A 25,842-nucleotide genomic window follows, 5' to 3' on the forward strand; every position below is an offset into this window, starting at 1 on the left:
ATAACGTTTCTTCTCCCATCCAGACTATACTGTCGGTCCTAGACTCTCACTAGGTCCACCGCTACTCGCGGGTCACGGACTTCAACCCTTGGTTGTTACCGTCGGTCGGGAATTACACCCTGCCCCGAAGAAATCTATTCAGTTTTCGCTCTGTAGTCTACGCTAAGATAATTTATTTTGCAAATCTGAACCTTCACTTTATTCTAACCACTCTATAAAATGTGCTGTATTTCTCAAATATTGAATTTTACCAATTTAAGCTTTATCACTTGAATGAAAGCGTATTCTTTTGCACAATAGAACCATATCTAGAAAAGGAGACTTTTATATGGCATATCATTCAGTAAATCCGTACGACGGACAATTAATTCGCACATTTCCCAATACAACCGACCAAGAAGTCGAAGTTGCTTTGAAGAATGCTGATATTTTTTATCAATTTGCAAAAACTCAACCCATTGAAAAAAGAGCCGAAAAACTTCAAGAGCTAGCCGATGAGTTTAAAAATAACATTGACCATTACGCTCGCCTTATTACAACTAACATGGGAAAGTTGTTTAAGGAATCTCAAGCTGAAGTTCAAAAGACCTCTGATTTTGCAGAATACTATGCTAAAAATGGAGCAGCAGCTTTGGCAGACGTTGAGTATCACGATGCTCCAGGGGTTAAAGCCCACGTCGAGTACCAATCGATTGGAGCAGTCTTTATGATTGAACCTTGGAACTTCCCGTATGCTCAAATTATGCGGGTCTTTGCTCCTAATTTTATTGCGGGAAACCCTGTCTTACTAAAAGACCCTAGTATCATTCCCGAATGTGCTCAAGCCTTCGAGGACGCGACCTTGAAGGTTGGTATTCCAACGGGAGCATTTAAAAATTTATTTATCAATTACGACCAAGTTAGTCAAATCATCAGTGATCATCGGGTTCAAGGTGTTGCTTTAACTGGCTCTGAAGGGGTTGGTAAAAAGATTGCGTCCGAAGCAGGAGCAAATTTAAAAAAATCAACCATGGAATTAGGCGGAACTGATGCCTTTGTTGTCTTGAAAGACGCTGATTTGAAAAAAGCAATTGAAGTTGCTGCTAAAGCTCGTCTTAGCAATGCTGGACAAGTCTGCACGGCTGCTAAACGTTTTATCGTCCAAGAAGATGTTTATGACGCCTTTCTTGAAGGTCTTAGCCAGCAATTTGCAAAACGTCGGTTGGGAGACCCACTAGATCCCGAAACAACTTTGGCGCCACTTTCATCCAAGTCTGCTCAAGAAAAACTAAGAAAACAAGTGGACATGGCCTTAGCCGGTGGTGCTAAACTACTTTGGGGTAACAACACGCCTATTAAAGGCCCTGGTGCCGGCTTTTATCCTCTCATCATTAGTGGTATGAAATCAGATAACCCGATGTATGATCAGGAACTATTTGGTCCAGTTGCTCAAGTTTACAAGGTTAAGGATGAAGAAGAAGCGATTGAAGTTGCTAACGCTTCTCAACACGGACTAGGTGGGACCGTATTTTCCGAAGACTTAGAACAAGCTGAACGAGTAGCTTCGAAGATTGAAACAGGCCAAGTTGCCATTAATCAATTACTAACTTCATATCCTCAGTTCCCATTTGGTGGAGTTAAATTCTCTGGTTACGGACGTGAACTTAGCGATTTAGGTATTCGTGAATTCATTAACGCAAAAACTATTATCGATAGTTAAGTATTTTTGTTGGAAATCCGGTATAATTGTAAGCGGATACAAAAACTAATTTCCAATAAATCTACACATGTTAGCGAGGAATATCTCATGAAAAAAGACTTAGTTATTAGTGCGGGCAGTTCAACTCTGAAATGGAAGTTGTTTTCGATTCCTGATGAAACAGTAATCGCAACTGGATTGATTGACCGAATCAATCTTCCCAACTCCGTTTTTATGGTTAAACGCCCCCATCATGATCCTTATAAAGTAGTAAAACCTTCAATCACCTATGATTTAGCGGTTACCATGCTGCTTTCTTTCCTTAAGGATCATGGACTAGTCAAGCATTTACGTGAGATTACTGGAATTGGACATCGAGTTGTCGCAGGGGGCGAACACTTTAAAGACTCGGTTTTAATCGATGATGAAGTTTTAGCCGAAATCCACAATTTAGCTGAATATGCCCCACTTCATAACCCGGTTCAGGCCCGCTACATTGAAATTTTTAAACAGCTCCTGCCAGATGTTCGTCAAGTGGCGGTTTTCGACACTTCGTTATACGCTGATATGCCGAAAGTTAACTGCCTCTATCCCATCCCTTACGAATACTACACAGACTTAGGGATTCGTAAATATGGTGCGCACGGGACCAGTCATCGGTATGTCGCCAATCGGGCAGCAGATCTTCTAAAAAAAGATTTAAGCGATTTGAAAATGATTACGTGTCATCTCGGTTCCGGTTCATCAATTACGGCCTTTAATCAAGGACATGTAATCGATACCTCTATGGGATTCATTCCCTTAGGCGGGGTAATGATGGCGACTCGATCGGGAGATTTAGATCCATCACTGGTCGGTTTTCTAGCTGAAAAATTAGGGATTAGTGTTAACGAAGTGATTGATATTCTAAATCAAAAATCAGGATTATTAGGAATTTCCCAATTATCTCCTGATCAACGGGACTTGGAAGATGCCGAAAATTCTAATCCTCAAGCTAAGTTAGCATTGGAAATGTTCATTAACCGCGTAGTCCGTTTTATTGGTAGCTATGTGGCTGAACTTGGTGGATTAGATGCTCTGATTTTCACTGCTGGCTGTGGTGAAAATGGAATTGCAATGCGAGAACGCATTATGGAACAACTTACCTACTTCGGCATTAATGCTGATGTTGAGCGTAATAATGTACGTGGTAAAGAACAACAGATTAATCAAGTAACTGATGCGGTTCAAGTTCTCGTTGTGCCAACTAATGAGGAATTAATGATTGCTCGCGATATCCAACGAATTTTACGTTAAATTGAACTTCAACCCCCAAGCTTGTAAATAAGCTTGGGGGTTTTCTTTACTATTTTAATCATTTATAATACTATATGAGATATAGTATTATGGAGGTGAGCATATGGCAATCCAAATTCCAACCGAATTGCTAGACGGTAGCGTTTTGGGAATATTAAATCATGGAGATTACTATGGTTATGCTCTGACACAGAAAGTTCAAGCAGACTTTCCGATTTCCGAATCAACCATGTATCCTGTCTTACGCCGTTTAAAAAAGAATAATTATTTAACAACCTATGATGAACCCTATCAAGGACGTAATCGAAGGTATTACAAGATAACTCAAGCAGGTAAAGTTCGTTTGGCTGAAATTCAAGCAGAATGGATTACCTTCAAAAATAGGATTGATAAACTAGTTTCAAGGGGTGATTTGAATGAATGATTACATTGAAGAATTAGAGTCCCATTTATCTCCGCTCACGCGCGCAGAACGGTCTGACGTGATTGAGTTTTATAGCGAATATTTACAAGATAGTGGCTTGGTAAGCTATCAACAAGCAGTTTCTTCATTAGGAACACCTAAACAATTAGCGCGGAAAATCTTAGCAGACTATTCTATTAAAGCTGGTGAACAATCTGAACCCGAATCGTCGGATTTTAAACGTCCACGGCAGGATGTTAAAACCATTTGGTTGATTATCCTGGCTATTTTCTCTACCCCTATTACAATTCCTCTAGCGCTAGGCTTATTTATGGCCATATTTGGTGTTATTTTTGGGATGGTTGTTGCAATTCTTGGAGTTGGATTGGCTTTCACTATCTTTGGCATTATCGCTATTATTATTTTTATTATTGGTCTAACTCTTTTGGCAACATCTTTTTGGACTGGTATTTATTACATCGGTTTTGGTTTGTTAGTGATTGGGATATATTTAATTTTAATTCCATTTATCCGATGGATATTAATGTTAATTCTTCACGGGACTTCCCTTTTCTTCAGATGGTTATACACCAAGATTGTCACAAGAAGAACAGAAAAAAGAGGTGATCGGTAATGAAAAAAACACTTATTTCGGGGATTATCATCACCATTTTAGGAGCCGTCCTTTTAGGATTAGGCATCTTACATCATGGCGATCATAATTTAATTTGGCATGATGGTGGATTCAAAATCGAAGATACTTCAATCAAACATGCTACCTTCAAAGAAGTTCATAATTTAAAAATTAACGCCGATGATGATGTTCAAATTAAGCCTTACGCTGGATCCCAAATTAAAGTCACTTATCGAGGAACCAATACCCTTGATTACCAAGCAACCAACCATCAACTTTCTATTAACGATAATTCAAGAAATGGTTTTACCTTTAATCTAGGACTTGGAAACTTTGCACCGTCTACGATTACTATTTATGTACCAAGTACTAGTAAACTTAACAAGTTAATTTGTAACACTAGTGGTACAGTTTCTATTACTGATTTGAACTTCAACCAAATCCATCTATCTTCAAATGAAGATGTTGATTTGCACAAAGTTAACGTTAAAGACGAACTCCAAGTTAGTGGTTACTCTGATTTAGAATTACGACAAGTTTCAGCAGCAAGTCTTGCTTATGATAGCAGTGATGGCGATGTTACTATTAATGACTCAAAATTCATTAAGGGCTCATCAAAAATTTTAACTTCAGATGGCGATCTTGAACTTAATGATTCTGACTTCAAACAGCTTAAGTTAGTTAGTGATGACGGCGATCTGAACTTAAATCGGCTTAGTATTTCAGAATCTTTAACCGGTCGTACTAGTGATGGTGATATTCATACTACTCTGAAGGATTCCCGTAATTTAGCAATTAATGCAGATAGCGACGACGGACACGTTAAAATTTTTGGTAAAAATACAAATTACTATCATCAAGGATTTCAGAAAACTCATTATTCTTTCACTAGTTCCGATGGCAATATCATCGTCAGATAATTAAAAATCCGCCTTTTAAAGGCGGATTTTTTTAGTTGAACAAGGATTCTTGGACTGTTAAAGTTCTTTCATCAAAATCGACGGTAGCTTCTAAATTGTAGGGTATTACTGTTCGGGGATAAGCATGCCCAAAATTTAAGTTAAACATAATTGGAGTTTGATAAATCGCTGTTACCTCAAGTAATATTTTTTGATATTCGTTAAAATAGATTTCATCTTGTGGCTTTCCAACAATTATAGCTGAAACTTTAGATATAATTCCAAACTGATCTAGGGTTTCTAATAATTTTCGATACTCTTTTGGCGTAGGCTTCTCTTCACTTGTTTCAATAAACAGAATTTTTCCTAACCATTTTTCGGGTTCAGGTAATAGGCCATATTTTTGAATAATAGCTGGTTGATCAGAGTGACCTTCACCTAAGACACATTTACCCAAACTATTCAAACAACCGCCGAATAATTTTCCTGTAACTTTCCCTTTTCCACGAAGTACAAGGTAACCATGTTTTTCATCATGTTTAACGCGTGGTGTGTTCAGTGCTTTTATCGAGAAATCGACCCGTTCATCATACCAAATTGGGCTAGATTTAATTTCGACTGGGTTTTCGTTTTTCAAATAGCTAGCAAAAGTTGCTCGTGTATAAGGCAACATCTGCCTATCTAGCTCGCCTAAATCATTCAATAGGTTTGGACCATAATACGTTATTAGCCCCAGTTTATTTAGCATTAAATGATTGATCGTCGTATCTGAAAAGCCCGTAAAAATTTTAGGATGCGCCTGAACTGCCCTAATAAATTCTTCATCTTCCATCAAATATGGCACTAAACGATAAGTATCATCTCCACCAATTGCACAAATAATTCCTTTAATATCGGCTGTCATAAAAGCTTGTTTGAGATCAGCAGCTCTGGCCTCTGGATGACATTTTAAGTATTCAATCCCTCGACAAGCATTTTTCATAATGATTGGTTGTAAACCAAATTCTTTTAGTCTTTGTATTCCTTGCTTCAATTCGTGTTCAGCAAAGCTCTCACCCAATACTCCACTGGATAGACTCACGATCGCTACTTTATCACCGCGTACTAGTGCCTTCGGTTTTTTCATCACCTCTCACCCCACTTTAACTTCATCTGAAGTTAAAATTATCAATCTTATTTTTCTGCCCGTATCATTCAAATATTTAGCGCCCATTATAAGCCAAATTGTCTAAAAATTCATTTAATATTCTTAAGTAACTTTAAAAGCTCATCCATTTTGCTCGTTTAGTTTACTAAAACATGCTAACTTATATCCTTAAGGAGATGACTAAATGACTTTCATAATCACACGATTTTTTTGGCTAACCTCTGCCTTCTTCAATACTGTCCTAGGAATAATCGGCTTAGCGCTACCAGTTATACCAGCTTCTCCATTCTTCATTCTCGCTTTAATCTCTGTAAAAAAAGCTTCACCTGAAACTCACCAACGTATCATTAAGACCCGACCATTTGTCTGGTTGCAAGGCAAATTTCCAATTGTGGGAAAATGGTTAGGATAAATAAAAAACGCCTAAAAAGGCGTTTTTTATTTGTTCATATAATTTGAAATATTTTTCTCATACTTTTGTACCAAACTAGCTTCAAATTTTTTATCGTTTTTAGAATTTTTAACTTTTTCCCATAGAATGGCCGCCACTTTTAATTTCTGATGATAATTCTGACTTTCTGAACTCTTACAGAAATCCCTCACAAAATTATTCCATTGATACGTTGCTTCTTCTGCTGTCTCCCTTAGTACATTACCTTGCCCAACCATCTCTTGATATCTTTCCAATAAATCACGCACAGTCATTTTGGTCTCACCGTTATGTTCAGCTTGTCGTTTAATAACGGCCATTTCTTTCTTAAATGAAAACTTTTCTTTACCAAAATATTCTGCGAAGAGTTTTCTTGCCTCTTGATTAAAACTAAATCCTTCTCCCAGAATCTTTGTTTCTAATGTGATTTTTGTCTTATTTCTACTAGTGGTATGTTTTCTATTTACTTTAATATCGCAGGCCGGAGTTCCAGATAAATATAACGTTAAGTATTTGTTTAACTCCGCTTTAGTCCCATAGGTCGGTAATCCGTAAACTTTACATAACTGTATTAATTCCGTCTTATAAAAATAAGTTTGCTCAAAATCTTTCAATGTAAGTACCATCATTAAACAACCTCCGATAAATAAATTATATCATTCATACCCTTTTTAAAATATTTTATTGACTTAAAATGTAAAACATGTTTTACTTTAAATGTAAAAAACATTTTACACTTAGGAGGACGTTATTTTGGAAAATAGCATTGCGGTCCGGCGTAAAAAACTTAAATTATCTCAAGCCGAAGTCGCGCAACTTACTCACGTTACACGCCAAACTATCAACGCCATTGAGAACGATAAATACGATCCCTCCTTAGCGCTAACTTTCAATCTAGCGCATATCCTACAAACAACTGTAGATGAATTATTTGTATTTGAACAATAAGAGGAGGATTAACCATGACAAAATCTGCTCGTTTTATTCGTTTTAATTTTTGGGAACTCAATATACTTTTATTACTTCTTGCTCTTTTTTATGCAAATTTTCTTGGCATACTAGATATGTCGCAAATAACATTCGATATAGTCTACTTTATTTCTTTATTTGTGATTCAGATAACTTCAGCAACTTATCGTAAAAGGCTTCACATCAAGTCCAATAGCGCACTTGTTTTTGTTGAAGATGAACGTGAACGATCCATTATTTATAAAATTCACTCAATACTTTTATGTTTCTACACGGCCGCTGCATTCTTGTTATTGCTAGCAATTCCTCTAATTAATCTTTTTACTTTAGATATATATACTGCTCTGACTATCATTTCTGGGTGGCTTATCCTTATGGGTTTCTTGGGAAATATCATTTATTACAGTACCTGGCTTAGGTATTACCATAAATAATATTTAGCAAACAAAATAGTATTTTAAATTTCAGAGAATTTCTAACCTTACTGATGAAAAAAACATCATAATACATTAAATCCGTTCATAATTATGTTTAAACAAAAAACACTTACCAAGACAAACTTGGTAAGTGTTTTTGATTATTTATGATACGGACTTCCCGCCTGAATCATAAACGAACGATAAATTTGCTCAGTTAACACTAGTCGCATCAATTGGTGCGGTAGAGTAAAGCGCCCAAATGAAATGGCGGAATTAGAACGTTTCATTACTGCATCACTAAGACCTAACGAACCCCCGATCACAAATGTGATATCAGAGTTTCCATAAGTAGCTAATTTAGCCATCTCTGCTGATAATTCTTCAGAAGAGCGTTCTTTTCCTTTGATTTCTAGGGTAAAAACATAGTCTCGATCTTTAATTTTACCTAAAATACGTTCTCCTTCCTTAACTTTAACTTCATTCATTTGAGCATCGCTTAAACTTTCGGGTGCTTTTTCATCTGGAACTTCAATAATTTGGAACTTACAAAATTTTGACAATCTTTTCGAGTATTCTGCTATCCCCTGTTTCAAATATTTTTCTTTTAACTTTCCCACAACAATAATTTTAATATTCACTTCTTTTGCACATCCTTTTTTAAGTTATTAACAAAGTTATCCACAGGCTAATTTTTGCACTCACAACATATTGGGTCGAATTTATGTTCGGCACTACATTTGTGGATAAGATTTTGTCAACAGTTTTTTTAGTTATCCACAATTATTCAACTTAATTTTTGTTTCATTCCACACGCTTACATCGCCTACAAATAAGCGTTTTTATCAATATAAAATTATTATAAACTTTTTTATCCACAGTTATCAACACTGCCTGTGGATAACTTTTCGACAGGCCTTAAGGTTTATTTAATAACTTTTGTGTATAAATAGTTTCGTACTTTTTTAGTTATTAACAAAGTTATCCACAGTTATCCACATTTTTTTGCTCCGAAGTTCATCTGTAGTTAAAACGCGCTTCAGGATTATTCCCCATCTCTTAATCTAGTGGTCTCTTAAAACACTTTTTCGCAAAAAAACTGCAACTAATTTTGCCATATTAGATTAGTTGCAGCTTTTTTTATTGAATTTCTACTAGTCGTCCAATCGATAACAAATAAAGATATTTTTCATTAACTGGTCGTTTCAAAATGCTCCCTAAGGCTTGCGCGTATAAATTGACCTGCCCTTGGTATCGATTAATTACTTTTTCTATACCTTGTTCGACGCTCCCCGGAAGAACAAAATCGGTCTTGTAGTCTAATAAGATAACTCGATCTTCCATTTCGAAATATGCATCGATAATACCATGAATTAACACATCGTCATCACCTTTAACTTTAGGGAAAAGTCCCTTAGCCGGTAGTAATAGCGAAAAAGCTTCTTCCCGATGTACATTTTCTGGATGGTTGATCATTAGCTGTCCTAAATCACTATCAAAAAAGTCTAATATTGTTGAAATACGAATCCGGTTAGCAACTTGTTCATCCAACACTCGGTTCATTACTAACTCACCAATTTTATCTTTAATAATTGTTTCATTAATCGGTTGATTCAAATCTAATTGTTGCAAAATTAAATGCGTTGCGGTCCCTATTTCAGCTGCCTTAGGCTTTGTCGCTTCATTCATAAAACGCGGAGCCATTAAACTTTCCGTTACAAACCGATTTTGTGGTTTAATGTGTTGATCTGCATCGACCTCACTAAAATTCAATTCGAATTTATCAGGATCGTCAAAAACTCGCTTAATTTCAGATACTGACTGATAGGCGGTTGTCGTCGTTGCGGCTTCATCATGGTATTTGAAGTTCATAATTTGTTTAAACTTATCAACATCAGCTATATCATCAAAAGCGTTTAACTGCTGTAACTCAGGTATCTGCGCTGACTTTAAAGCTGTTAATCCTTGCTGATCCATTAACTCACTGCTATTAATAATCTTCAATTCTACATCCGGAATTAGTGTACCTTGCAATTTTCGGGTATTGTAATCTGCGTATTTTTCAACCACAGAAGGTACTCGCATAATTGCCATTCCAATCCAATCTAAAAAGTTACTTACTTTAGATCTAGCTTCCGCAGGAATCAACGTCTCGTCCGTGTCTACCGCTTCGGCCCACTTGTTCAAGGTGTCATCCGCAGAATTAACTGCTCCAGTGATAATTAGCTTTTGTTCTGCGCGCGTCAAGGCCACGTAGAGTACCCTCAATTTTTCGGCCAACGCCTTTTGCTTCTTAATTGAAATAATCCAATTCTTTTGGACTGTATCAATCTCTAACCGATGAATAAAGTCCTTCAATGTGATTCCCATTCCTGCGTCTCGATCAAGAACGTAACGTCCTTTCTCATCCATGGTATTGAATCCATGTTCGGCATCAATTAGGAATACAATTGGAAATTCTAGCCCTTTACTTCCGTGAATCGTCATTAATTTCACAGCTTTGACATCAGTAACTACTGGATTTTCAGCTAAATCCTTATTCTTATCTCGCATTTTTTCAACAAATCGAACAAATTGGAAGAGTCCCTTAAAACTAGACTCCTCATACCCTTTCGCCCGATCGTACAAAGCATGTAGATTATTTTGGCGCTGTGGCCCATCGGGCATTCCACCAACATAATCTAGATAACCTGTCTCATCATAAATTGCCCATAAGAGGTCCACCAAAGTTGATTGACGGGCTAATTTACTAAAATGATCTAACTGCTCTAAAAAGTGAGTTATTTTTGTTTTTAACTGCATTTGGAACTCATTATTAGAATCTAGCTTGGCCTCATTCAAGAAATAAAGTAGTGCCTCAAAGTAATGCCCATTTTTCTTTCCAATTCGTAAAAAGGCTAGTTCATTTTCCTTCAGCCCCACCATTGGCGACCTTAAAACTGCTGCCAATGGGATATCTTGATAGGGATTATCAATTATTTTCAATAACGCCATCATGATTGAAACTTCTGTGGTTTGGAAATAATCCTGGGCATTATTAACTTGAATGGGAATTCCATATTTCTTAAATGTATCAACAATCTCAAGGTTATTACTACCCGTTGAGTGTAGCAGAGCAATATCGCTATATTCTAAGTCCCGCATTTTTTGTTCTTTTTTATCATAAATCTGAGTATGATCCGCAAATAGTTTTTGAATACGTTGAGCAATCATCTGTAACTGACCGTCATTTTTGTTTGAGATAATTGGAGTAGCTTCTTTATCATTTATATCTGTTTGGCTGTCGTCATAAATCATTACCTCGGTGTTATTCTGAACTTCATCTGGGTAGTATTTTGCACCAAATTGCAATTGTGCATCATCATCGTACTCAATTTCTCCTACTTCAGTATCCATTACTTGGTTAAAAATTAAGTTAGTAAAATCATCGACATTTCGCATCGAACGGAAGTTTTCTGCTAAAATAATCCGTTCATCTGCTTGTTCTTCATCTTTAAACTGATTATTTTTACTAATAAACAAACTAGGATCGGCCATTCGGAATGCGTAAATAGACTGTTTTACATCCCCCACCATGAACATATTTCCTGGGTCTGGACTGGCAACTGACGTCAGAATCGTTTCCTGAAGCGGATTAATATCTTGGTATTCATCAACAATGACTTCATTAAATTTTTGTTGGAAGTCGCGTCTGATTGCTTGACCTTCTTCAGAATCATCTAAAACAATTTGTAACGCAAAATGTTCTAAGTCACTAAAATCTAAAGAACGGCGGGTTAGTTTTTCCTGTAAAAAGCGTTCCGCAAATTGGTTTTGTACTTCAATTAACTTCATCATTAAATCGTGAGCATCCTTGAAGACCGCAATCATTTGCTCACTAGATAATTTAAAGTATTTATCCGCAATTGTATTAAACTCATCTTTAAAGTCATTTCGAATTGATTTAGCGTATGCATTAAATTCTTGGACTTCTTCTTTTTTACCTCGTGGTAGTTGCGCGAACTTCATCTTGCTAACGGCTTGTTGTACATCATCCCAGCTACCATTTAAGCTGTCGATAATAGTTTTTAAATCATCAACTTCATTTTGAAATTTTTCAGCTGCATTTTTTAAAGGTTCTCCACCATTGATTGCTTGTTCTGTAAGATCTAGGTCTTTGCGATAAATTCTCATCAACTTTGTTTTTACTTCTGTTAAAAGCTGTTGGATAAACTCCATATCCATAACATTATCAGATGGAACTTCGTAATTTTTAGCAATCTGCTGTAACCAAGCTTGAGGGTCTGGATTAGCATTCGAAAACTCAAATAATTCTAAAATTAAATCTTGCAGCCCCTCATCCGAACGATCGCTTGAAAAATTACGCGTGAGGAGCGCAAATTTACCATCCTCATCCCTCTCGTATAATTCTTCCCGGAGATCCGCCCAGACACTTTCTTTCAATAACTCGCTTTCTGTTGGATCCATAATTCTAAACGTGGGATCTAGATCAATGATGTAATAATAGTTTCTAATTATCGACATACAAAATGCATGAAGTGTACTGATATTCGCGTTATTCAACTTATTGAGCTGCATTGAAAAATGATTTTGAAGTTCAATATCACTCACTTCATTAATCTTCTTCACAATCGCTGCTCGAATACGTTCCTTCATTTCACTGGCAGCAGCTTCCGTAAACGTTACTACTAATAGACGATCAACATCTTCACCATTAATAATTTTTTGGATTACACGTTCCACCAAAACGGAGGTTTTACCCGATCCTGCCGAAGCAGAGACTAAAATGTTGTGGCCGGAACTATTAATTGCTTGCTTCTGACTTAAGGTATACTCTCTATCTGCCATTCTTTTCCTGTTCCTCCCGAATCTGTTCCAGTACTTTATCTTTATCTAACTTTTCAATTATTCGATAATTATTCTCAGGTAACATCGCATCGAATTGCATGACATCTTTATAAGGAGAATATTCCATCACTGTTCTTCGATTAGGCCACTGTACCGGATTCATATCTAGCTCACCCTTGAAAATCTTTTCTCCAGCTTCACGTACCTTCAATTCTGCATGTTTAATCAAATTTTGAAGTTCATCTTCGCTTAAGATACTATTTTCACTAACCTTCGTTAAAGTTCCCTTAGTAGTAAATGCAATTGGAAATACATCGGACTTTCTGGTGTCTTCAATCGTCTTATCAATTTCCTTTATTAATTCCTCATCTTTCAATAAAAATCCATTTAGTGAGAATTTTTTGAATATGCTTTGGTTAAGTTGGTTAGCATCGCTGCCCTTCCACTCTTTTGATTTTAGAAGCGGGTACTGGAAAATCATATATAATGCGCTCGAAATTTCTGCTTTTGTAGCTGGGTCAATCTTTTCTTTATTACGCTGAACTACATCCAAGTACATTAACATTTGCATCGCTAACCCATAGTAAGCATCTGTGAAATCAAATTTACGGTTACTAGATTTGTAATCGACAATTCCTAAATAGTCCTTATCGCCAATTTCAATCTTATCAATACGGTCAATTTTACCGCGTACGTTAATTTCCTTGCCTTCTCCAACCTTAAAGTTCAATGCTGGCAATCCAGATTGCGAACCAATCTGACCAAATAATTGTTCCGATGCAATCGGACGCATTCGTGTGCGAGCCAGTTGTTTAAAGATTGCTTCGACCATCGCTTGCACCGTTCGATCTAGCTGTTTTCGCAAAAATCCCATCCGATAAGTTCCATTAAACTGGTCAAATTGTTGATCTTGCTCCATTTGTTGAACTAATCTTTTCGCAATTTGTTCAATCTGTTCTTGATTAACTTCATTGAAGTTCAGATTCTCAGTAGTAATCATTTTAATTAGTTTATCCATTGCTGCATGGAAATATTGCCCTGTATCAGCGGGGCTCAAATCCGATGTTTCCCGTTCTTGTAACTTCAACCCATATTTTAAAAAGTATGAATATTCATTTCGATAAAACTCTTCTAGCTTCGATACTGAAGCATAAATTGTATCGCCGTAAAGACCTTCCACAATTTCTGGTTTCAATTTTTCGGGGATATTTTTATATTCCAGACTGCTTAGTAACTGATCTGTTAAAGAACCCAATGTACTCTGTCTCAAAATTGTATAAATTAGATTCCAGCGTGGGTCTGCTTCACTTTTAGCTTCATGCATGGCTCTCGCATACTGAATTAAATGACTCAATGTACTTCGATTGGAACCAATAAATAGCTCGATAAATGGTGGATCCAGTCGAACCGGCTCAGTTGTAGGTCGACTTGGTAATGATTGGGCGATAATCCCAAAATGTTTACCAATCCGTTCTACGTAAGGCGAGATTTTTAATTCTACGCCATCATTTCCACTTTTTGGATAAGAGAAAATTAACTCATCTGAACCAATCATAAACGTTAGATAATTAAGGTATGGTTCTTGGCGCATCTGTCGATCATTACTAATTCTCAAAAATTGATCATCATCTAAGAACGGATCTATTTGATTTTTACCATCTTGATTCAAAAAATCATTATCTTGAATTTGTTCCGGCATTACTCGATCAGTAGCTCCGATGATAAATACAATTTTACGGTCAACCATCTGGACCATTCCACTTTCTGAAACTAGAATTTGATCTAGTGTAGATGGGATTTGCGAATAGGTTGCCCCTTCAAATCCCGCATTTAAAAGACCCATAAAATTATCTGGGTCAAATGGCTGATCTCCTAGAATATCGACAAATTCATCGAGCATCTGGATAAAAGTTTCCCAAGTTTGTTCGGGCTCAGCAGCTTTCGCCAAACGCCCTTCCTCAATCCATTGGTCTCGCCAAGCAAGTAAGCATTGATCAATTCCATTTTTAATTAAAAAGTCATACAAGGCCTTGGCTGCTTCCACACCAGTGGTTGCAGTAGAAAGTTGATTAAAAAATGGCACAACTGTTTCCGCTACATAATTTTTTACCGTATTAATTCGCTGATTAATTTCGATTTCTTCATCCGTTTGCTTCTCTTCGTCAATATCGTTAAAACGACTATATTTCCAATCTTTTTTCTGAAGCCATCGGTCTCCATAGATTCCTTGTTTTAAAACGTAATTTTCAGTAATATGCACACTCTTGAAGAAGTCCATCCCGTGCGGGTCATCCTCAGTTTCTGGAAATAACAGACCCGTTTTTAATAGACGCATTACATCTTCATAACGAAAATGATGTGCTCTAATATCAAACAAAGCGTTAATCAATTCTAGTAATGGATGATCTTTCATTGCAATTTGAAGATCATAAAAGATCGGAAGCTCCATTTGATCAAATATTGGCTTAATAATCGTTGAATAGTCACTCAAATGTCGGGTTAAAACTGAAAAATCTGAAAATTTTAAACTTGGATCTTTAGCCATTTTTTGGCGTATTAAAGTCGCCACATGTTCTACTTCTGCATAACGACTATTCGCTTGGAAAATCGTAACACATGCGTTATTTTCTTGTTTAGAACCTCCTACTTGACCTTCACTTGATTCGATCCAATATTTTTCTAATTTTAAAAGATCAGAATTAACTCTAACTCGGTGTAAACGAACTGGTTCTAGCGATTTCACCTTGTTTTCATGAGCCCACGCATTAAACTTGAAAATTATTTTTTCGTTTTCAAAAAACAAACTGTTTTCTGAAACTTTTTCATAAAGCGGAAATTTATCCATTATTAAATCAATAACGACATTTCCATTGGCCTTCATTAAGGCTTGAATTAGGCTCATTTCTTCAGCAGTAAAATTTGAAAAGCCACTAATTATAAAACTCTGACCACTCAGATCCATTTTAGATAATTCATCTGTTAAAGTATGCGTAATATCACTAGCATCAATGAAACGGCTTTGAATTTCTTCTTCATAAGCACTATAAATTATGCCTAGATCATGTAATTTAGCCTTAATATCCATCCCTGCATCGCTGTTTTCGGCAATATTTTCCGCAACTCGACCTAATTCGTCGGGCCCTACATTCCCTTGCTTGAATTCAGCTAACTGCGTTGCAATCTTCTGTACCAGCCCCAACTGAGCATCTATATTATGAAACAAGGTTAATTCATCTTGATGTTCTAAAATCACTCTATATAACAGCATATTAGAACTCGAGCTCGTTACGCGAGGATATTGGTAAATACTGCTATTTCGTAAGAAAAACCAGGCTAATCGGCTAATTGAAAGAATTTGAACATCCTTTTCTGCAAAAATATGACTCTTAACATCTCTTCTCTGTCGCAACTTTTGAAGTAATTGTATTTCGGATTGAAACTTGATGTGATTAGGAACCAAATAATATACTGGCTGACCGACGTTCTGTTGCTGAAGTTCAATTACCCTGTCGGCAATACCTTCTAAATGGTCAATACTTGCTGGTCCATACATAAATTGAAGTGGCATATTTTCTCCTATCCTTTATTAGAAATTCCAATCGACTGATTAATATAATTATTGGTCGTAATTGCATCAATAATCACCGTTCTTAAGTTAGCTTCACTAACTCTATCTACGCTAATCTTTTCTCCTTCAGGAATTATATTTAAAGCTACATTCTGAACTTCATCACTAACTTCAACTGGTCGTAAAATTGTATATGGAAGCTCAGTCTCATCCACTAATTTAGCCACATATTTGACTTCTAATAGTAGTTCTTTCAAATCTTGAACTTCAATCCAGTTTGGATTGATTTCTTTATCCATGCCAGCCGTTGCTAGAAAAATAATTTTGTTCGCTTTAATTTCACCAGCCTCAATTTGATCAATAATTCCTTCAAATTCTTCATCCATTCCGAGGTGAAGCATATCAACATACATTACATCATAATTAACCGCCGCAATGTTTTTAACTTGCTTTGGCGTACATATAATTACTGAAAAATCTGATTTTTGTTTTAATTCTTCTAAAACTTTTTTGGAAATAACTCGTTCTGTTCCAATTGCTAATATGTTCATTGATTTCTCCTAAAAATAGTCTTTTTTACATTATAAATCTGTTTGTTTCTTTCTCCAATTTTTTCGACAATAACTATTCTAGTTTGAGAATGGTTGTTTCATTAATTTTTATATGTTAAAATTTCAGTCACAATCAAATAAAACTTAGCCTATATAATGTCTTAATCTGGTTGACAGTTTCTACCCAACGCCGTAAATGTTGGACTATAGGAAAACTAACTCTTATGTATTATGATGGCTTGAGACTTTTTGTCTTGAGCTTTTTTAGTTTTATAGGCTCGATTTCATATTGATTTGAAAATTATGAAAACGAGGATGAGAATTCATGAAAACAACTGAATCAAGTTACACCGAAGTTCCTGTAACTGAAATTAAACCACAATTAACTGAAGGAAAAGCTGCTATTTTAGGCTTTCAACACCTTTTAGCCATGTACTCTGGCGATGTTATTGTTCCTCTTTTAATCGGTGGTTTTTTACATTTTACAGCCGCTCAAATGACTTATTTAGTCTCTGTTGATATTTTCATGTGTGGTATCGCTACGCTCTTACAAATTAAACGCACTCCTCTAACTGGGATTGGTCTCCCAGTCGTTTTAGGTTGCGCCGTGCAAGCCGTCCAACCCCTCCAGCAAATCGGAGGGACTCTAGGGGTCACCGCCATGTACGGAGCAATTATCGCTTCTGGTGTCTTTGTATTTCTAGTTGGTGGACTTTTCTCTAAAATTAAAGGACTTTTCCCACCAATCGTAACCGGCTCAATTATTACCGTAATTGGCTTTACTTTAATTCCTGTGGCCTTTCAAGATATTGGCGGTGGAAATGTTGCTGCTAAAAGTTTTGGAGATCCCCGTAATCTATTAGTAGGCTTAATCACCGTTTTGATTATTGTAGGTATTAATGTGTGGGCTCGCGGTTTTTTCCGTTCTATCGCCATCTTAATTGGTATTTTAATCGGCACCATCCTTGCTAGTTTTATGGGCATGGTTTCGTTATCGCCCATTGCTGAAGCTAGTTGGTTTCGAATTCCTCAACCTTTCTATTTTGGAGTTCCTACCTTTAATCTTTCCGCTATTCTAACCATGATTATGGTTACTTTAACTACAATGATTGAATCGACAGGGGTCTTTTTCGCATTAGGTGATCTGGTAGGTAAAGAAATTACCCAAGACGATTTAAAACGTGGATACCGTTCAGAAGGAATTGCAGCCATCCTTGGAGGGATCTTTAATACATTTCCCTACTCAACTTTTTCGGAAAATGTAGGTGTTCTCCAGCTTTCAGGCGTTAAAAGCCGTAAACCTTTATATTATGCAGCTGGTTTCCTTATTGTTTTAGGGTTACTTCCTAAGGCTGGTGCCACTGCCACCATTGTGCCGACCAGCGTCCTCGGGGGAGCTATGTTGGTAATGTTCGGAATTGTCGGGGTTCAAGGGGTCCGTATCTTACAACAAGTCAACTTCAACCAGACTAAAAACATTCTAATCGTTTCGCTATCAGTTGGTATGGGACTTGGCTCAACCATTTATCCTCAACTTTACCAAGCCCTTCCCGCTACTATTAAAATGCTACTTACCAACGGCATCGTGATTGCTAGTATCACTGCTGTCGTTCTTAATTTGTTATTTAATGGCTACGATCGGGATATGTAAGATGTGCTAAAATTGAATTAATTAAACTAATGTTTTTAATTACCCTTTCAAAGGGAGTTAAAAGCATTTTTATTTAGAATTGGAGAATGCAAAATGAACAATAATTTTATCTGTACATGGGCTCAAAATGCTTCTGAACTCATGCAAGAATACCATGCTAAAGAATGGGGGCAAATCTCCCATGACGATCGTTACATGTTTGAGATGCTCTGTTTAGAGGGTTATCAGGCTGGTTTAAGCTGGAATACAATTATTAATAAGCGTGCGGCCTTTAAAAAAGGCTTTCATAACTTTGAAGTTCACGTAGTAGCAGCCATGACTGAAGCCGATATTGATCGATTAATGGAAACTCCCGAAATTTTACATCATCGAGGTAAATTAGCGGCTACTATTTCTAATGCTAAGGCCTTTATTGAAGTTCAGCTTGAATTCGGTAGTTTTGATGAATATATTTGGAAATTTGTAAATAACCGTCAGATTAACGACCATATTCGAATTCCTGAGGAAATTCACGCCAAAACCCCGCTCTCTGAAATAATTTCGGCTGACTTAAAAAAACGTGGATTTAAGTTTGTGGGTCCCGTAACAGCGTACTCATTTATGCAAGCCATTGGATTAATTAATGATCATGAAATAGAATGTATGTATAATCCTGGTTAACTTAAATCGGAGGCTTACTATGAATCAAATCATCCCTACCTCGGCTAATGGGTGCATTCCTAACGTCTATTTTATGGGGCGTTGGACAACTCAGACCGTTGAAAGCAAGCCAGCAATGTATACCACTAATCTAGGCGCTCAAATTTTGTTTGAAGTTCAAAATGCTGATTATTTCACTTTAGAAGCGGTAATTAATCCTCTTTCTGCTCCTCAAACTCTAAGCATTTATATCGATGATGAATTACATTTAACCCCACTCACTCGGTCTAAAAATGACTTTAAATTAAGTTCAAATCAGTCTCATATTGTTCGGATTTATTTTACAGGCAATACTGACCAAGATGAGATTTGGTTAGGTAATGACGGACTTACCATTAAAGATATCACGATTGCTTCAGGCACCCTAGCGGCTATTAAACCAGCTGGACCACTCGTTGCTTTTATTGGTGATTCTATCACCGCTGGCTGTTGGGTTCGTAGTAAAGCACCTTCTATCGGTTATGGAGCCGACCTTAACTATGCTGCTCAATTATCCCGCGCTTTAGATTGGGAAGATTATCGTATTGCCTATAGTGCTGCCGGTATAATCCGTTACGGAACGGGAGGAGTTCCCCCAGCTGGTAAGTTTGTAAAATATGTCAATTTTAGCGTTAAAGCTCCTCGGATTAATCCTGATTTGGTTTTAATTAATCTTGGGACTAATGATGCTCGCTATGAGGATGACGTTTTTGAAATGTACTTTGTTTGGTTTATAAATGAAGTTAAAAAGCAATTCCCTCATGCCAGAATTATTATAATTACACCTTTTAATCAGGCACATTCCCACGTCATCAAGAACGTCGCTAAAGCCTTAAAAATCGAACTTATTCCAACTTTAGATTGGGTAATTGAAACAAATGATGAAGTTCATCCTAACGTAGAAGGATCAAAAGCAATTAGTGACCATTTAGTCGCTTGGTTTACTGAACCTCAAAACAGGTTACAATCGGAGTAATATTCTCCTCTTGTAACCTGTTTTTTAATTTCGATGTTTGATTCCGATTCCTGTAAAACCACTTAAAATTGAGAATACTGGAGACAACAAGCTAAAGAATACGAATGGTAGGTAACTTAAAGTTGCTACATGAAAAGTATTGGCCGCGAAAGTACCTGCTACCCCCCATGGCACAATGTAATTAATTACTGTTCCACCATCTTCAAGTGCACGACTTAGTGTGACGTTTGCTAGCCCTGAGCGTTCAAAAGTTGGTTTAAATGCTTTCCCAGGTAAGATGACAGATAGGAATTGTTCACCGATGAATAAATTCACTCCAATTGCACTAGCAATTACCGCTAAGATTAGTTTCCCATCGCTATTTAAACGTTGCGCGATTGGTGCCATGATTTGTTCAATTAAGCCTAAGTGTACTAAAATACCACCCAAAGATAATGTGACAACAATCAAAGCTACGGTCCCCATCATGCTAGCAATCCCACCTCGAGTTAATAGCTGATCAACGTCTATATTACCAGTCTTTGAAATAAATCCATTTTCAATAATTGAGGCAATTTTTGTTACTGTAATCTGAGGATTGCCGATAAAAACAAATATTACAGAAACCCCGATATTAATAAATAGAGTTGGAACGGCAGGTACTCTCATCCAAGCGCAGATAAACATTAAAGCAATTGGAATAATAACCCAGAAGTTGACGTTGAAGTGCTGTTCTAAAATAGCCACGGTTTGGTTAATCTTACTCATGTCTGCACTTTTAGCTTCGCCCATCCCCATTATCGTAAATAAAATCAAAGCTCCCACAAATGCTGGAACTGTTGACCACATTAGATTTTTAATATGATCAAATAGGTCTGCGTCTACTACTGCGGCCGACAAATTAGTTGATTCAGAAAGGGGCGAACACTTATCACCAAAAATTGCCCCAGAAATAATTGCTCCAGCTACGAGGGCCGGATTGACTCCCATGGTGACTCCCATACCAAAAAATGCTATTCCCACCGTTGACATTACCGTAAATGCTGAACCCACAGCGGTACCGACTAGTGAACAGACGATAAATACCGAAGGAACAAACCATGCTACATTTATCAACTTAAAACCAATTACCATTAACGTCGGAATAATACCGGCTGCAATCCAGACACTAATTAGTGCCCCAACTAAAATAAAAATAAAGATGGGGATAATCCCCGTTTCAATTCCATTTTTAATTCCTTGATTGATATCTTCCCATTCAAAACCTCGTAGCTTAGCCCACATCGTTATTAAACCTAAAACTAACAATACTGGCGTTTGAGGAGATAATTTAAATTTAATTACTCCTAGCCCCATTATCACTAACATTAAAACCAATACCGTGCTAGTTTCTAAAATACTAACCTTTTTCATTCCAAGTCCCCCTTATTTTGACCAAAAAAATGTCCCTGCTGCATCATAAATGCAACAGGGACGATATGGAGACCGTGGTACCACCCAGCTTAAGAGAACCCAAAAAGACCTCTTCACTCACTAGATTGATAACGGTTCTAGTTATTTTCCGTTAAATTAAACTATTCCACGGTATTTCGACAACATAACCCTGATCGGTTCGCAGCAACCACCGACTTTCTGACACCCAGATTATGCACTACTTAATGTGAAAGTTAAAATGCTTTAATTGATTTTTTACAAGATTATCACGGGTTAAAAATAACGTCAACTCTTTTTACTTACAAAATTGGTGAAAGCAAACGTGAAAAGGTTTGTTTGAACTTCAGCCATGTGGATTGTTTATTAAACATGGCTACGGTTTGGAGACTAGAATGTTTGATATCTTCTTCATAAATTTCCTGCAGTTGTTTTGCAATATTTTCATCATACATAAAGGCGTTAACTTCAAAATTAAGTTTGAAACTACGGAAATCCATATTCGCAGAACCCACTGTAGATATTTTTCCATCCACTACCATCGTTTTAGCATGGATGAAACCATTGTTGTAGTAATAAACTTTAATTCCCCACTTAGCACATTGCCAAGCATAATATTGGGTTGCACGATAGACAAACGCGTGATCAGGCATACATGGAATCATTACTCGAACATCTACTCCCGATGTTGCTGCTAAGCGCAATGCGTCCAAGACACTATCATCTGGAATTAAATATGGTGATTGAATCCAAACCGATTCTCTGGCTTTATGAATCATTTTCAAATAACCCATTTTAATTTTTTCAATATCTGAATCTGGCCCATTACTAACGATTTGAAGACTGGTATTGCCTTTAACTTCAGCGACTGGGAAATAAACTGATCCAGCTTTAAACTCTTCGACAATTTGTTTTTTACGGTCTGTAGCATTCCAATCCAGGATAAATCTTGATTGAAGTCCGTAAACTCCAGAACCGATGATTTTCAAATGGGTATCTCGCCAATAACCAAATTTCTTCTTACGGCCTAAATATTGATCTCCCACATTAAAACCACCAACATAACCAATCTTACCATCAATCACGACAATTTTACGGTGATCCCTGAAGTTCAATCGAAAGTCAGTTAAAGCTGAACGTGTACCTAGAAATGGATACGCTTCTCCGCCTAGTTCATTCAATTTCTTGAAGAAACTTCTTTTGGTACCTAGCGATCCCCATGAATCCCATAGCACCTTAACTTCAACACCTTCACGTGCTTTTTCTTCCAATAGCTCGCGTAACTGATTGCCAATTTGATCATCATAAATTGTATAAAATTCAACGTGAATATGCTTTTTCGCTTTTTTAATTTCAGCAAAAATATCATCAAAAAGTTCATTTCCATCTGTGATGATTTGAACTTCATTTCTTCGATTTAAAAAAGAATAATCCGTTTTAGTAAAGAATTGGACCATTCGTTCTGAATCTTTAACAACTTGATCGGCAGCAGTAAACTCATTCTTTTTTAGCTCTCGACGCTGATGCTCCATAACTTGATCCAATTGAAGGCGAGTCTTACTTTTCAGCGGAAATAATTTGTTTTCTGGTAGCTTTCGTCCCACAAAGGCGTATATCACAAAGCCTACACCAGGCAAGAAAAATAAGACCAATAACCAGGCCCAAGTAGCAGCTATATCTCGACGTTGTCTAAAAACTGTATAAACGGCACCAATAATATTTAGAATAAGAATAATATATATAATATCTTTTATAATTTGAAACATCTAAATCCCCCATTATACTCGTATGGATTCATGATACTATGTAGATTTAAAAATGAAAGAACTTTTTTATTTTAGCCTTTTTTTAGGACTAAATTTTACCCGTTTTGAAATATTACATTAAACCCGATAAACTGTAATTTCTCAGCAATCAAAAATTCACACTTTCTTCACAATTTCTTTTTATAGTGACACTATAGATAACTTTTTCATTTACTCCCCCCATAAGGTGAATGAAAGGTCTAACGACCAGTTACCTATTACCTGTATATGCGTCTCTCCCCCCTGGTGAGACGTTTTTTTATTTCTTAAAATAATAAAGCATTCGATACTTTATAAAGTACCGAATGCTTTCTAATTTATTTTCTAATCCATCCCCTTGAATTGAGGACGCTCCGGAGGTACTAAGAATTGGCCCGGAACTGGTTTACGCTTTGGATCTTCATTCCAGTAGCGTGGTATGAGATGGATATGACAGTGAAAAACACTCTGGCCTGCCGCCGCACCTGAATTTACTACCACATTATATCCATCCGGTTGGTATTTTTGGTCTAAGATCGCCTTATTTTTTTCGACCAATGTAAAAATTGCGTGTCTTTCCTCTTCATTTAATTCCCACAATTGACGGACATGCCGTTTAGGTACGATTAAAGTATGTCCCTTACTAACTGGATAAAAATCTAAAAATGACGCTGCTAATTTATTTTCAACAATATAATCTTCCTTTGTTTTCTGGCAAAAAACACAATTCGGATCACGCTTCATTTTTCATTCCTCCACGATTAAGTTCCAAGTTACCAATCTCTTTTACTAGCTGGTACGTTAATTTAATTTTAGCGCTTACCTTCATAAAAACAAACAAAAAAAGCTGCGACTATCTCACAGCTTTCTTAGCTTAATCGGTTGCTAACTTATTGATATTTTTCTTAGCTTGATCATTTTTACTCCAAAATGGAACCTTCACAACACCCATTACTTTAGACTTCTTAACAAATCCCCAGTATCGACTATCGTTAGAAACACTTCGATGATCTCCTAACACAAAGTACGAATCCTTGGGTACCTTTTTAGGACTCTTAGCCCAGCCATATTTGTTGGCAATTGAAGCTAAGGTCCAGTTTCCAGTCCCCGTTGTGCGTTGTTCTTCATCAATAAATTTTTGAGGAACTAACTTATCATTAACATACAACTTTCCATCTTTATAACTAATTGTGTCCCCAGGAACACCGATGACCCGCTTAACATAATCTACGGGTTCAGTAGCTGCCGGATCTTCTCCATGAGCATCAAAAACAATTACACTCATCCGCTTAACTTCCATTGGTTTCCAAACTAATACTCGTTCACTATCTTGTAGGTTAGGTTGCATTGAAGAGCCATCTACCTTAACAAATTGAAACAGGAATGTTTTAACTAGCAGTGCAACTAATAATCCAATTACGATTGGTAAAATCCAATCTCTCAAAAAACGCATCGATCTTCCTCCAAACACTTTAGTCTCTTAATGAATCTTATTGTAGCCCAAACTTAGTTACTTGTCTTAGAAATTTTACTTTTGAAATGAAAACTTGATATTTTTATATACTTTTGCAATATAACTGTTATATTTGCCAATCTATGGGTATTCACCCACCTTCAATTTAAGTTCAAAATTTGTTTAAGTCATTATTTGTGAAGTTCATTTTTGATAAACACCATTTTATCAGCACTTGATAAATCGGCTCGGTAAGCATAGTTTAAACGATCAAAGCTCTTCAGTTCTTTGGTATTTTTAACTTGGTTAAGCGCCATAAAATTAACCATTTCTCCTCGAGCTTCTTTGGCCGGAGTTGCTTTTTGCTTTACCTTTCCATCGATAATTTCTCCAAAAATACAAGTAGTCATTTTATCGTCTTCTTGAAGAAACGGACGTACGGCTTTTTCATATTCTTTAGACGCTAAATTAACGACGGCTCGATTATCTTTATATAAATTTTGATAAAGCTTAGCTCCCCAAAATTGGCATAAGTTATTATAGTTGTCTATTTTTAACTTCGCTTGCATTTCTAGTCGATATGGGACAATCCCATCAAATGGACGTAGCACTCCGTAAAACCCAGATAGAATTCTTAAATGTTCCTGTATATAAGCCAACTGCTTTTCCGTCATTAAGTCTGGAGCCATATATTGATATTGAATTCCGACGTAAGCCATAATTGCTGGCGTTAGCTGATATTTTAAATCTAAACCTTGCAGACGCTCATAATTCAATTGAGCAAGTTTATCGCTACACTTCCATAACATTTTAAGATCTGAGTACGTAAGTTGTTTCATCATCGTCAGAATCTTCTGGGTTTGCTTCAAATATACTGGCATCGTCGTCGCGTCAAAGGAATCTGTATCTACTTGCATCTTCTTAGCTGGTGCAATAATTATCTTCATGCCATTCTCCTTTTTTACTGCCTATTTTAGCAGAACTAACATTAATTTTTTTCAGTTTCACGTGAAACATTCTTTTTTGTGAAACAAAAAAAGCTCCTTGAATT

General features: G+C 36.6%; 22 protein-coding genes and 2 riboswitches. Of the genes, 11 read left to right on the forward strand and 11 right to left on the reverse strand.

Features of this window, described 5'->3' with window-relative positions; all coding sequences use genetic code 11:
- Nucleotides 1-3 precede the first annotated feature (3 nt).
- Nucleotides 4-136, reverse strand: a riboswitch (FMN riboswitch).
- A gap of 192 nt (nucleotides 137-328) precedes the next feature.
- The 5 genes from HFC68_RS04265 (at nucleotide 329) to HFC68_RS04285 (ending at nucleotide 4,931) form a co-directional block, all read left to right on the forward strand.
- Nucleotides 329-1,699 carry an NAD-dependent succinate-semialdehyde dehydrogenase gene (locus HFC68_RS04265; RefSeq protein ID WP_002833834.1) on the forward strand — a complete coding sequence of 457 codons (1,371 nt, stop codon included), beginning with the start codon at nucleotides 329-331 and terminating at the stop codon, nucleotides 1,697-1,699.
- Nucleotides 1,700-1,786: 87 nt separating this feature from the next.
- A complete protein-coding gene (locus HFC68_RS04270; RefSeq protein WP_011673909.1) occupies nucleotides 1,787-2,974 on the forward strand; it encodes an acetate/propionate family kinase in 1,188 nt (395 codons plus the stop codon).
- A gap of 103 nt (nucleotides 2,975-3,077) precedes the next feature.
- Nucleotides 3,078-3,398 carry a PadR family transcriptional regulator gene (locus HFC68_RS04275; protein WP_002833836.1) on the forward strand — a complete coding sequence of 107 codons (321 nt, stop codon included), beginning with the start codon at nucleotides 3,078-3,080 and terminating at the stop codon, nucleotides 3,396-3,398.
- The gene (locus HFC68_RS04280) at nucleotides 3,391-4,011 is read left to right on the forward strand and encodes a DUF1700 domain-containing protein (protein WP_011673910.1); all 621 of its coding nucleotides are present in this window, start codon (nucleotides 3,391-3,393) and stop codon (nucleotides 4,009-4,011) included. Before HFC68_RS04275 ends, HFC68_RS04280 begins: the two co-directional genes overlap by 8 nt.
- The gene (locus tag HFC68_RS04285; protein ID WP_011673911.1) at nucleotides 4,011-4,931 is read left to right on the forward strand and encodes a DUF4097 domain-containing protein; all 921 of its coding nucleotides are present in this window, start codon (nucleotides 4,011-4,013) and stop codon (nucleotides 4,929-4,931) included. Before HFC68_RS04280 ends, HFC68_RS04285 begins: the two co-directional genes overlap by 1 nt.
- Before the next feature lie 31 nt (nucleotides 4,932-4,962).
- On the opposite strand, the gene HFC68_RS04290 is transcribed toward HFC68_RS04285, so the two are convergent.
- Complete coding sequence (locus tag HFC68_RS04290; RefSeq protein ID WP_011673912.1) at nucleotides 4,963-6,036, reverse strand: S66 peptidase family protein; 1,074 nt, start codon at nucleotides 6,034-6,036, stop codon at nucleotides 4,963-4,965.
- A gap of 205 nt (nucleotides 6,037-6,241) precedes the next feature.
- On the opposite strand from HFC68_RS04290, the gene HFC68_RS04295 reads away from it, so the two are divergent.
- On the forward strand, nucleotides 6,242-6,469 hold the full coding sequence (locus tag HFC68_RS04295; RefSeq protein WP_011673913.1) for a DUF454 family protein: 228 nt from the start codon (nucleotides 6,242-6,244) through the stop codon (nucleotides 6,467-6,469).
- A 26-nt stretch (nucleotides 6,470-6,495) separates the two neighbouring features.
- Here HFC68_RS04295 and HFC68_RS04300 read toward each other — a convergent pair whose 3' ends face one another.
- Nucleotides 6,496-7,116 carry an SAP domain-containing protein gene (locus HFC68_RS04300; protein ID WP_011673914.1) on the reverse strand — a complete coding sequence of 207 codons (621 nt, stop codon included), beginning with the start codon at nucleotides 7,114-7,116 and terminating at the stop codon, nucleotides 6,496-6,498.
- Between the two features lie 124 nt (nucleotides 7,117-7,240).
- Between HFC68_RS04300 and HFC68_RS04305 the strand changes: the two genes are divergently transcribed.
- Both HFC68_RS04305 and HFC68_RS04310 read left to right on the forward strand, forming a co-directional pair.
- Nucleotides 7,241-7,435: a helix-turn-helix transcriptional regulator gene (locus tag HFC68_RS04305; protein ID WP_011673915.1), complete on the forward strand. Its 195-nt coding sequence runs from the start codon at nucleotides 7,241-7,243 to the stop codon at nucleotides 7,433-7,435.
- 14 nt (nucleotides 7,436-7,449) lie between these two features.
- Complete coding sequence (locus tag HFC68_RS04310; RefSeq protein WP_011673916.1) at nucleotides 7,450-7,890, forward strand: hypothetical protein; 441 nt, start codon at nucleotides 7,450-7,452, stop codon at nucleotides 7,888-7,890.
- 143 nt (nucleotides 7,891-8,033) lie between these two features.
- On the opposite strand, the gene rlmH is transcribed toward HFC68_RS04310, so the two are convergent.
- From rlmH to HFC68_RS04330, 4 genes are all read right to left on the reverse strand, one after another.
- The gene (rlmH, locus tag HFC68_RS04315) at nucleotides 8,034-8,513 is read right to left on the reverse strand and encodes a 23S rRNA (pseudouridine(1915)-N(3))-methyltransferase RlmH (RefSeq protein WP_011673917.1); all 480 of its coding nucleotides are present in this window, start codon (nucleotides 8,511-8,513) and stop codon (nucleotides 8,034-8,036) included.
- A gap of 499 nt (nucleotides 8,514-9,012) precedes the next feature.
- Complete coding sequence (addA, locus tag HFC68_RS04320; protein ID WP_011673918.1) at nucleotides 9,013-12,720, reverse strand: helicase-exonuclease AddAB subunit AddA; 3,708 nt, start codon at nucleotides 12,718-12,720, stop codon at nucleotides 9,013-9,015.
- Nucleotides 12,710-16,288, reverse strand: a complete 3,579-nt coding sequence (locus tag HFC68_RS04325) for a PD-(D/E)XK nuclease family protein (protein ID WP_011673919.1) — start codon at nucleotides 16,286-16,288, stop codon at nucleotides 12,710-12,712. Before HFC68_RS04325 ends, addA begins: the two co-directional genes overlap by 11 nt.
- Before the next feature lie 8 nt (nucleotides 16,289-16,296).
- A complete protein-coding gene (locus tag HFC68_RS04330) occupies nucleotides 16,297-16,839 on the reverse strand; it encodes an NAD(P)H-binding protein (protein ID WP_167399699.1) in 543 nt (180 codons plus the stop codon).
- 129 nt (nucleotides 16,840-16,968) lie between these two features.
- Nucleotides 16,969-17,066, forward strand: a riboswitch (purine riboswitch).
- A 98-nt stretch (nucleotides 17,067-17,164) separates the two neighbouring features.
- Between HFC68_RS04330 and HFC68_RS04335 the strand changes: the two genes are divergently transcribed.
- The 3 genes from HFC68_RS04335 (at nucleotide 17,165) to HFC68_RS04345 (ending at nucleotide 20,144) form a co-directional block, all read left to right on the forward strand.
- The gene (locus HFC68_RS04335; RefSeq protein ID WP_011673920.1) at nucleotides 17,165-18,490 is read left to right on the forward strand and encodes a nucleobase:cation symporter-2 family protein; all 1,326 of its coding nucleotides are present in this window, start codon (nucleotides 17,165-17,167) and stop codon (nucleotides 18,488-18,490) included.
- A gap of 93 nt (nucleotides 18,491-18,583) precedes the next feature.
- Entirely contained in the window at nucleotides 18,584-19,150 is a 567-nt protein-coding gene (locus tag HFC68_RS04340) for a DNA-3-methyladenine glycosylase I (protein ID WP_002833848.1), read from the forward strand.
- A 19-nt stretch (nucleotides 19,151-19,169) separates the two neighbouring features.
- Nucleotides 19,170-20,144 carry an SGNH/GDSL hydrolase family protein gene (locus HFC68_RS04345; protein ID WP_011673921.1) on the forward strand — a complete coding sequence of 325 codons (975 nt, stop codon included), beginning with the start codon at nucleotides 19,170-19,172 and terminating at the stop codon, nucleotides 20,142-20,144.
- A 24-nt stretch (nucleotides 20,145-20,168) separates the two neighbouring features.
- Here HFC68_RS04345 and nhaC read toward each other — a convergent pair whose 3' ends face one another.
- The 5 genes from nhaC to yaaA form a co-directional block, all read right to left on the reverse strand.
- Nucleotides 20,169-21,536: a Na+/H+ antiporter NhaC gene (gene nhaC / locus HFC68_RS04350; protein ID WP_002833850.1), complete on the reverse strand. Its 1,368-nt coding sequence runs from the start codon at nucleotides 21,534-21,536 to the stop codon at nucleotides 20,169-20,171.
- 320 nt (nucleotides 21,537-21,856) lie between these two features.
- A complete protein-coding gene (gene cls, locus HFC68_RS04355) occupies nucleotides 21,857-23,320 on the reverse strand; it encodes a cardiolipin synthase (RefSeq protein WP_002833851.1) in 1,464 nt (487 codons plus the stop codon).
- 363 nt (nucleotides 23,321-23,683) lie between these two features.
- Nucleotides 23,684-24,082, reverse strand: coding sequence for an HIT family protein (locus HFC68_RS04360; protein ID WP_011673922.1), 399 nt, complete (start codon nucleotides 24,080-24,082; stop codon nucleotides 23,684-23,686).
- Between the two features lie 130 nt (nucleotides 24,083-24,212).
- A complete protein-coding gene (gene lepB / locus HFC68_RS04365) occupies nucleotides 24,213-24,791 on the reverse strand; it encodes a signal peptidase I (RefSeq protein ID WP_002833853.1) in 579 nt (192 codons plus the stop codon).
- Between the two features lie 191 nt (nucleotides 24,792-24,982).
- Entirely contained in the window at nucleotides 24,983-25,738 is a 756-nt protein-coding gene (yaaA, locus tag HFC68_RS04370) for a peroxide stress protein YaaA (RefSeq protein WP_011673923.1), read from the reverse strand.
- Nucleotides 25,739-25,842: the final 104 nt, after the last annotated feature.

The organism is Pediococcus sp. EKM201D, from assembly GCF_011800215.1.
In the GTDB taxonomy this organism is placed as follows: Bacteria; Bacillota; Bacilli; order Lactobacillales; family Lactobacillaceae; genus Pediococcus; species Pediococcus pentosaceus.

Bases quoted from the DNA above. Each gene is read 5' to 3' on its own strand.
- HFC68_RS04345 (WP_011673921.1), top strand. From the start codon at position 19,170: ATGAATCAAATCATCCCTACCTCGGCTAATGGGTGCATTCCTAACGTC.
- HFC68_RS04360 (WP_011673922.1), bottom strand. From the start codon at position 24,082: ATGAAGCGTGATCCGAATTGTGTTTTTTGCCAGAAAACAAAGGAAGAT.
- HFC68_RS04335 (WP_011673920.1), top strand. From the start codon at position 17,165: ATGAAAACAACTGAATCAAGTTACACCGAAGTTCCTGTAACTGAAATT.
- HFC68_RS04310 (WP_011673916.1), top strand. From the start codon at position 7,450: ATGACAAAATCTGCTCGTTTTATTCGTTTTAATTTTTGGGAACTCAAT.
- HFC68_RS04290 (WP_011673912.1), bottom strand. From the start codon at position 6,036: ATGAAAAAACCGAAGGCACTAGTACGCGGTGATAAAGTAGCGATCGTG.
- HFC68_RS04300 (WP_011673914.1), bottom strand. From the start codon at position 7,116: ATGATGGTACTTACATTGAAAGATTTTGAGCAAACTTATTTTTATAAG.
- HFC68_RS04295 (WP_011673913.1), top strand. From the start codon at position 6,242: ATGACTTTCATAATCACACGATTTTTTTGGCTAACCTCTGCCTTCTTC.
- lepB (WP_002833853.1), bottom strand. From the start codon at position 24,791: ATGCGTTTTTTGAGAGATTGGATTTTACCAATCGTAATTGGATTATTA.
- HFC68_RS04280 (WP_011673910.1), top strand. From the start codon at position 3,391: ATGAATGATTACATTGAAGAATTAGAGTCCCATTTATCTCCGCTCACG.
- cls (WP_002833851.1), bottom strand. From the start codon at position 23,320: ATGTTTCAAATTATAAAAGATATTATATATATTATTCTTATTCTAAAT.
- HFC68_RS04285 (WP_011673911.1), top strand. From the start codon at position 4,011: ATGAAAAAAACACTTATTTCGGGGATTATCATCACCATTTTAGGAGCC.
- HFC68_RS04325 (WP_011673919.1), bottom strand. From the start codon at position 16,288: ATGCCACTTCAATTTATGTATGGACCAGCAAGTATTGACCATTTAGAA.
- HFC68_RS04330 (WP_167399699.1), bottom strand. From the start codon at position 16,839: ATGAACATATTAGCAATTGGAACAGAACGAGTTATTTCCAAAAAAGTT.
- nhaC (WP_002833850.1), bottom strand. From the start codon at position 21,536: ATGAAAAAGGTTAGTATTTTAGAAACTAGCACGGTATTGGTTTTAATG.
- HFC68_RS04270 (WP_011673909.1), top strand. From the start codon at position 1,787: ATGAAAAAAGACTTAGTTATTAGTGCGGGCAGTTCAACTCTGAAATGG.
- HFC68_RS04275 (WP_002833836.1), top strand. From the start codon at position 3,078: ATGGCAATCCAAATTCCAACCGAATTGCTAGACGGTAGCGTTTTGGGA.
- HFC68_RS04340 (WP_002833848.1), top strand. From the start codon at position 18,584: ATGAACAATAATTTTATCTGTACATGGGCTCAAAATGCTTCTGAACTC.
- addA (WP_011673918.1), bottom strand. From the start codon at position 12,720: ATGGCAGATAGAGAGTATACCTTAAGTCAGAAGCAAGCAATTAATAGT.
- HFC68_RS04265 (WP_002833834.1), top strand. From the start codon at position 329: ATGGCATATCATTCAGTAAATCCGTACGACGGACAATTAATTCGCACA.
- yaaA (WP_011673923.1), bottom strand. From the start codon at position 25,738: ATGAAGATAATTATTGCACCAGCTAAGAAGATGCAAGTAGATACAGAT.